This window comes from Rummeliibacillus sp. POC4, from assembly GCF_003576525.1.
Classification (GTDB): Bacteria; Bacillota; Bacilli; order Bacillales_A; family Planococcaceae; genus Rummeliibacillus.
In genome coordinates, this window is record NZ_QWUA01000049.1 from 21215 (window position 1) to 28789 (window position 7575).

Sequence of the window (7575 nt, forward strand, 5' to 3'; positions counted from 1 at the left end):
CTCAAGATTAGGCATCCATTATTTTAGAGCTTCACCTAAAATTAATAATTGAATATTGGTTTCAAGCTAATGTAAGATTTTTATTGAGCCTTTATAGAGAGGAGAACTTTTATATCTCCTCTCTTTTTATTGTGATATTTTATCTAATTTTTCAGACTTTTTACTGTTGCATATTCTAGAAATATAGTATAATTCCAAAAATAGAATACAAAGGGGTGTTCATCTATGAAAGAATATGCACAAGTTTTTCAAGGTACCGCTTTTACAAGTAAGTCACCGAAGGAAGTACAAGTTTTACAGAACTATCTATTCTGTATAAATGAAGAGGGTTTGATTGAACGAACTGTATCTCCAGAAGAACCCGAATATCAAGAAATAATCGAAGCATATCTCAATAAAGATAATTTTCATCGTTTATCCAAGGGACAGTTTTTCTTACCTGGTTTTATAGATTTACATGTTCACGCACCACAATGGGCACAATCAGGCACTGCTTTAGATATTCCCCTCAACGATTGGTTAAATACTTATACATTTCCGCTTGAATCTAAATTTTCCGATTTGCAATTTGCTGAAACCGTCTATCGAGATTTGGTAAGCCACCTATTAGCAAATGGCACAACAACTGTATTGTATTTTGCTAGTGTTCATAAAGAATCTAGCCTGTTATTAGCTGAAATATGTGCCAAGAAAGGCCAACGAGGTTTAGTCGGAAAAGTAGTGATGGACGATCCAAATTTAAATCCAGATTACTATCGAGATGAGAGTACAGAAGCAGCTTTAAAAGATACCGAAGAATTTATCATGGCTGTAAAGGAATTAGCCAAAACTACGAAACAAGGCGTATATCCAGTTGTTACCCCTCGTTTTATCCCTAGCTGTACAGATGAAGCTTTAATCGGCTTAGGGGAACTCGCTTCCAAATATGATACTCATATACAATCGCATTGTAGTGAAGGAGATTGGGAACATAGTTATGTAAAGGAACGCTGTGGAAAAAATGACGCTTTTGCATTACATGATTTTGGCCTGTTGCGTGACAAATCTGTCATGGCTCATTGTAGTTTTTTAAGTGATGATGATGCAGAACTATTCGCCAAAACAGGTACTGCCATTGGTCATTGCCCTCTTTCAAATGCCTATCTCGCTAATGGAGTAACTCCAATTGCCCATTTACATAGCAAAGGAATCGATATTGGGTTAGGTACAGATGTCTCTGGTGGCTTTTCACCTAGCATTTATGACAATGCTAAACAAGCAGTTATTTCCTCTAGAATGTTAGAAGATGGAGTCAATACTTATCTTCCTACTGAAGAGCGTGGAGTCCCAAATTCACGCATCACGATCAACGAAGCATTCTTTTTTGCTACTGCTGGCGGCGGTGAAAGTCTAAGTTTACCAGTTGGTAGATTACAAGAAAACTATGCTTGGGATGTACAAATAATTCATACAAGTATAGATACTGCAACACTTCCCATTTTCAATGAGGAAGAAGATTTACTAGATGTATTTCAAAAAATCATGTATTTAACAAGACCTGAAAATATTAGAGAAGTATGGGTACAAGGAGAACTCGTTCACTCTCGATAATATAAAAAGCCCTAACTATTCTATGTTTCTGAAATAGTTAGGGCCTTTTTAAGATTGTAATAGTAAAGATTGAAGTTCATCTACTATTATTCAAACATCCCAATTAAAATATATTTTGCTTGTTGGGATTGCTTTATTTTTTTCAACTCTTTGTTTTGAACTTTGGCTGTTTTTAACGGAGTGATAAAGTTTGAAGTAGATGATAGTTTGATAGAATCTTTGGCAGTAACGATTACATCACTAACTTCTAATCCTTTGACCACTTGGTATTTCCCTTTATAGGTTACACCTAATGTGACTTCTTGCTTTTGAACCAGACCTTTATTTGTAAGCTGATAGACATAATGTTTTTTATCGTCTTTCAAAATCGAGTTAGCATGTAGAATTGGTGTGTTCGTTGCTTCTGCTAATGTTACTTGTAACTTCATGTTCGTTCCGATAAGCAATGGTTTAGTTGGTGCTACAGTTTGAGTATTGGCAGATTGGTCTGCTCCGTCTTGTGTAGCATTCTGGTCAGATTGACTTTGATCTTCTGATGTTCCATCTTTTACTGTTTGTCCATTAGATTGTGAATCTTGCGTTTCAGAAGATGTACCAACTTCTGCTTGATCTTTTTGCTTATCATTCTTTGCAGCTTCACCTGTTATGTTAACTAAAAATGAATAAGTAGGATCTTCTTTTTTATCTTTCTTAGCTTTATTTGGATATGTGATAACTTGTAAAACCGTACCGTTATAGTATTTCTTCGTTAACGTAGAATATAATTTAACAGATTGACCTTCAGCAACCTCACCAACTTTTTTAGCTTGTACAATTGCCTTCACAACTAAATTATTCGAAGCGATTGTCATTATTGGATCCTTTAAATCCTCATTAATATTGACAATTTGTCCCTCTACAGTACTTTTTACAGTTAAATCTGCCAATTGATCTTCCACTCTAGAAATCTTAGCTTCCGTTGCTTTTAATGTCGCTTCTACTTTTCCTTTTTCAGCTTCAGCCTCTGCCACTTTTTGTTTAACGTTACCTTCAACAATTGAAGAGGTATTAACTTCTACATCCACATTAACTTTCTTGTCTTTTGATGTTGTGCTCGCCTTATTGGTAGAATCGTTTGGTGTAATTTGTTGCAGTTGAGTGATTTCTTGGTCTATGCTATCAATTTCACCTTGAAGTTTTTCTGCCTCATCTTCTAACTCTGCTTTTGTATCTTCTAGTTTCTGAGAATTATATGAATATAAAGGTGTGTCATTCGATATGACATCTCCCTCTTTTACTAATATTTTATCCAAAGTACCCTTTTGTCGATCAAAATACACATGAGTTTCAGTTTCCGGCTTTGTCACTCCTGTTGTATGCATTAATTTCTTTACATTGCCCTTTTCAACAGTTGTCCAATTATTAATATTAACTGTTCTTGCCGCTTTACTATCTTGCTTTAATAAGAGGAAAAGATTGATTCCAACAAAAACTATGGCAACTGCAGCAATTATAAATTTGCCCCATTTTTTCAACTTTCTCATCCTCCTTTAGAAAAAGAATCCTATTTTTATATAAGACATAAAGCTTGCGAAAATCCAATATAGTAAAAATAGGATTGTAGCCGCAATAACCACTTTTTTACGTGATTCTACTAATCTTGATAAAGAGTAATAAGAATACGCTAACATAGCCACTCTAAATAATGTCAGTTCACCTAAAAAGTGAATCAGCAATTCATTATTAGAAATATATTGTGCAATAATTCCTAAAGAAAAAATATCAGATGTCGCATCTACATTAAGCAAGAGAAATAAAGGCAATTGAATAATCTTCTCTATTAAAAAGATACTAAAGACATTTAGTTGAACAATGACTAATTTACGAAAGCTACCATTGATAAACGCAAAATAATATAAGGCAGAACCAAAGATTAATACACAAGGAACCAAAACTCCTTGTAACAATCTACCAATTAGAAATAACTGTTTTCTTGCCTCAAACGCGTGATTGCCTATACTTGATAATTCACTGGAAATCGATTGTGTACCGATTCCAAAAGCACCGCTTATTATATACGTAAAAACACTTATCAAGAATAGGAAAAATATATTTAATCTATACCGTGAATATTGTTCAGCATCTTCTAGTTCTGCACAATATTCATTTGGTTTTAAAATCCCTTTGATAGGATTTACTTTAAGTGTCATGTTCAAATCTCCTTTAAAATTTCTTGTTGCTATAGTTGGCTCAATCTATAAATTTTTTCAATTTAAATACAGAAAGCTCTGTAGAGAGGTTTCTCATAACAGAGCTTTCAAATATCTGATCAAATTTATATTGTTCGATATGATATGTATCTTCTCTTACTTCAACTTTATTTTAGTAACTAATAGAATGAATTGTCAACTATATAGATAGGAATTTTTTGTTGAATTCATGGGACTTTTTAGAATAAATATGCATCTAAAAGCCGAATAAAAAAGTATAAATAATATAAATATTCAGTGAAATTAAATTTGTTTTACTGTACAATAATATTACAAAGAATATTGAGCAAAATGTGAGCTTCAAAATTAAAGGAGTTCTCATTTATACGAGGGATGGTATTGCATAAAAGGCAAAAACTGTCCATATGACGCTTTTGCCTTTTAAATATTTTCGGTAATAACAGCATTTTTACGAAAGTTGCGTTCTAACCTTTTTAGTTTCATTTCCGTACTTTGGAAATTCTTCACAACTAAGAATGATAAATTGTATATCCAGCTCCACCTTGATGTTTTGCTTCATACATTGCTATGTCAGCTTTACTATATAACCAATCTATTTCCTGCCCATCATCAGGATAAATGGATATTCCAACACTTACACTAATATTCAATTCATGATTTCCCAGAATATAAGATTGTTGGAACAATTGAACGATTTTCTTCGCAACTTCTACAGCTTCACTTTTCTGTTGAATATCAGTAAGGAGAATGGTAAATTCATCCCCACCAATGCGGAAAATTTTCGCTTGTTCAGGTAAGTTTTCTACCAACCTTTTTGCTACATTAAACAGGAGTTTATCGCCTTTTCCGTGTCCCAGAGTATCATTAACTGTTTTGAAATTATCTAAATCTAATAGAAAAACAGCAAACATTTTTTGATGTTCTTCTGCTTTTACCAGTTGTTCTTTCAACAAATCTAAGAAACATCTACGATTTGGTAATGTTGTCAAATCATCATGATATGCTAAATAATTGATACTCGCCGTCGCTTGATATCGTTCTGTAATGTCTTTTAATTGAAAAAATACTCCTGATATAGTTCCGACATTCTCATAAATTGGAACTCCATTTAATAAGCACATGATTTGTTGATCTAAACGTGTATTTTTGATCGCTATTTCAATATCAGATACTTCTTTTCCTTCTTCAAGAATTTGATCAAAATACTTATGCAAAGGGTTACCTTTAGATATTTTTTCACCTATTACATTTTCCCTTTGCCATCCAGTTAATTTTTCGGCAGTCTGATTGAACTCTACAATCACACCCTCATCATCCACCTTGATAATACCATTCTGAGTAGACTCCGTTACAACTTGGTTAAATACATTCAGCTGCTTATTCTGCTCTCTTATCATTAACTCTCTTTCTATTAAATCAACTGTAGTTGCTAGTAATGTTAATAGTAAAGGACTTTGATAATCTGCTAAAGTTACAATTGAGAACGTTCCTTTTAAGTGCAAATTCTCGAATTCAAAAGGAACTGAATAACAAGCTGTGTTTTTTAAAAAACTATGATAGTGTTGTGTCCCGATTAATTCAACTGGCTGATTTGTTTCTAAAGCTAAACTGACTGAATTGGTCCCAGCATATTCTTCTACAAACTTTATACCAGGGCGAAATCCCATATGCTTCATCTGATCTTTTATATTTGCATCACCTTTTAGTTCTAAGATGGTTCCATTTTCATCTGTAACTGCCAGCTGTATTGGAATATTTTCAATCGTCTTAAAAAATTTCTCCACAAAAAAATCTGATACTTTTAAAATACTTTTAAACTGATACATCTTTTGGCCCAATTCTAGTAAACTTACTGTTACTAGATCTGGTATTACATTAGGATCTAAGTTCCTTTTTTTACAACGTTTTTTAGACTCTGCTATATATTTTGAAATATCACGCTGAAGGATACTCATATTTTTTTATCTCCATTCCGATACATTCTTTATTGCCTCACAGATTATTATCATAAAAATTGAGTAATAGCACAATAGCTTTTTACCTATTTCCTTAAATTAGTAATATTTTGACGAATAGGATAGGTTTTAGGGAGTATTAATTATATATCGAATGACTAAATGATACAACTTTCCCAAACTATTATGTATTTTTTCATAGGATAATTGAATCTTATTATTTTGCAATAAGTCGAATAGTTATTAACTATTTGCATAAATATACAATTTTATGCTCCTTTTATTTTTTCCTTTTAAAAAGAGAAAATCCAACCTCTTGTCTTGAGGCTAGATTTTCATACATATATAAGATTTACTAGACTAGCTTCTTGTTTGACCAAATCTTTCTTATAATCGTAGTGATAGAGCCTAGATCTAGTACTTCCTGTTGCTTCCAGTTTCATGTTTTTCAAAATTTTAGTGACAGTATTACGGTTTTGAATTTGTAATAGATTACTGCATTCTTTATGAGAAATACTTGATTTATAAAGTAAAAACCAATCGAAAAGCGTATTCTCAATTGCCTTCTTGATAGTTTCTTTACATCTGGTGCAGATCCATGTTCTTTGTGTAGTTCGAATGCCGTTTCCACCGCAAGGACAAACAATGCCAGTTCTCAGATGATTTATAGGGATATTATATTTTTCTGCTAAAGGAAAAATGTTAAATGGGGAATTTTCACGTTTAATAGTTGAAACAATTTGTTTTAAATGATTACCCGAAACTATTTTAGAGTGTGTGTCTAGTCCTTGCAGAAATAGGGGGATTTCTCTAGGACTCAGCAATTTTACTTTTGTTGGGGCTGTTTCGATTAAGACATTTGGATTTGGCAGAACAATTGCTATTTGAATAGGAAGATTTATTTTGAATTGCTGCCTTAACCAATAGTGTAAACTATCCGCCGCCCTTAATGTCTGCTGTTGAGGACATGGATAGCTATAAGTCTTTCCGTTAATTGTTTGATGTAACGAGTAAGGATTTTCGTTAAATTTCAGGGTGCCCTTTAAATTTTTTACCTCAAAAATACAAATAAATCTTTCTGTCAAAATTAATGTATCTATCTCTATACGTCTGTGGGGAGAGACTTTCAGTTCAACATTTGGTAATACATAAAAAGCATCGGTAAAATGAGTTTCCTTAATAGCTTGGTCAATTCGATATTCACCTTTAAAGCCTATCTTTAGATTTTCAAGATCCTTCTCTATTTCTGCTCTTTTTGGATAAGCTGGATTCACTCTTAGCAACAATCTTTGATAAGCAGTAAAAAGCAGTGTTTTATTTCTCGGCTCGATAATTTTGGATCATCTCCTAGCATGAATATTTTCAACTATATTTTACTTAAATTCTTTTATTTTACAATATATTATTTTATAAATTTTAGTATTTTCAGTGACATTTATTGAGACTGATGCTCTTATTGTTCGCGGCAGGGATTTAGCTGATTATATTTTTCTGGGGCGCGGACAAGGGAGAGCATTTAGTGGGGATTTGGGGAACTACTTGGGCTTTCTTTATTATAACTGGCTTTTCTTTTTGCACAACTCAGACTTCCTTTTGCACAACTCACTTCTTTTTGCACAACTCAGACTTCCTTTTGCACAACTCGGACTCTCTTTTGCACAACTCAGACTTCCTTTTGCACAACTCACTCTCTTTTGCACAACTCGGACTTCCTTTTGCACAACTCGGACTCCCTTTTGCACAACTCGGACTCTCTTTTGCACAACTCAGACTTCCTTTTGCACAACTCACTCCTTTTTTCTCACCTCTGACTCCTTTTT

At 33.1% G+C, this 7575-nt stretch carries 6 protein-coding genes; 1 reads left to right on the top strand and 5 read right to left on the bottom strand.

The window, feature by feature from the left end; translation table 11 throughout:
• Window positions 1-225 precede the first annotated feature (225 nt).
• A complete protein-coding gene (gene guaD, locus D1606_RS12745) occupies window positions 226-1590 on the top strand; it encodes a guanine deaminase (protein WP_119416396.1) in 1365 nt (454 codons plus the stop codon).
• An 86-nt stretch (window positions 1591-1676) separates the two neighbouring features.
• Here guaD and D1606_RS12750 read toward each other — a convergent pair whose 3' ends face one another.
• The 5 genes from D1606_RS12750 to D1606_RS12770 form a co-directional block, all read right to left on the bottom strand.
• The gene (locus D1606_RS12750; protein WP_119416397.1) at window positions 1677-3104 is read right to left on the bottom strand and encodes an efflux RND transporter periplasmic adaptor subunit; all 1428 of its coding nucleotides are present in this window, start codon (window positions 3102-3104) and stop codon (window positions 1677-1679) included.
• Between the two features lie 15 nt (window positions 3105-3119).
• Window positions 3120-3779, bottom strand: a complete 660-nt coding sequence (locus tag D1606_RS12755) for a hypothetical protein (RefSeq protein ID WP_119416398.1) — start codon at window positions 3777-3779, stop codon at window positions 3120-3122.
• A 530-nt stretch (window positions 3780-4309) separates the two neighbouring features.
• A complete protein-coding gene (locus D1606_RS12760; protein WP_119416399.1) occupies window positions 4310-5755 on the bottom strand; it encodes a diguanylate cyclase domain-containing protein in 1446 nt (481 codons plus the stop codon).
• Between the two features lie 335 nt (window positions 5756-6090).
• Entirely contained in the window at window positions 6091-7029 is a 939-nt protein-coding gene (locus tag D1606_RS12765) for a nuclease-related domain-containing protein (protein WP_158582376.1), read from the bottom strand.
• 279 nt (window positions 7030-7308) lie between these two features.
• Window positions 7309-7518 carry a hypothetical protein gene (locus D1606_RS12770; RefSeq protein WP_119416401.1) on the bottom strand — a complete coding sequence of 70 codons (210 nt, stop codon included), beginning with the start codon at window positions 7516-7518 and terminating at the stop codon, window positions 7309-7311.
• Window positions 7519-7575: the final 57 nt, after the last annotated feature.

What these genes read in the sequence shown, in the direction of transcription:
- guaD (WP_119416396.1), top strand. Translation starts at nt 226, where the DNA reads ATGAAAGAATATGCACAAGTTTTTCAAGGTACCGCTTTTACAAGTAAG.
- D1606_RS12755 (WP_119416398.1), bottom strand. Translation starts at nt 3,779, where the DNA reads ATGACACTTAAAGTAAATCCTATCAAAGGGATTTTAAAACCAAATGAA.
- D1606_RS12760 (WP_119416399.1), bottom strand. Translation starts at nt 5,755, where the DNA reads ATGAGTATCCTTCAGCGTGATATTTCAAAATATATAGCAGAGTCTAAA.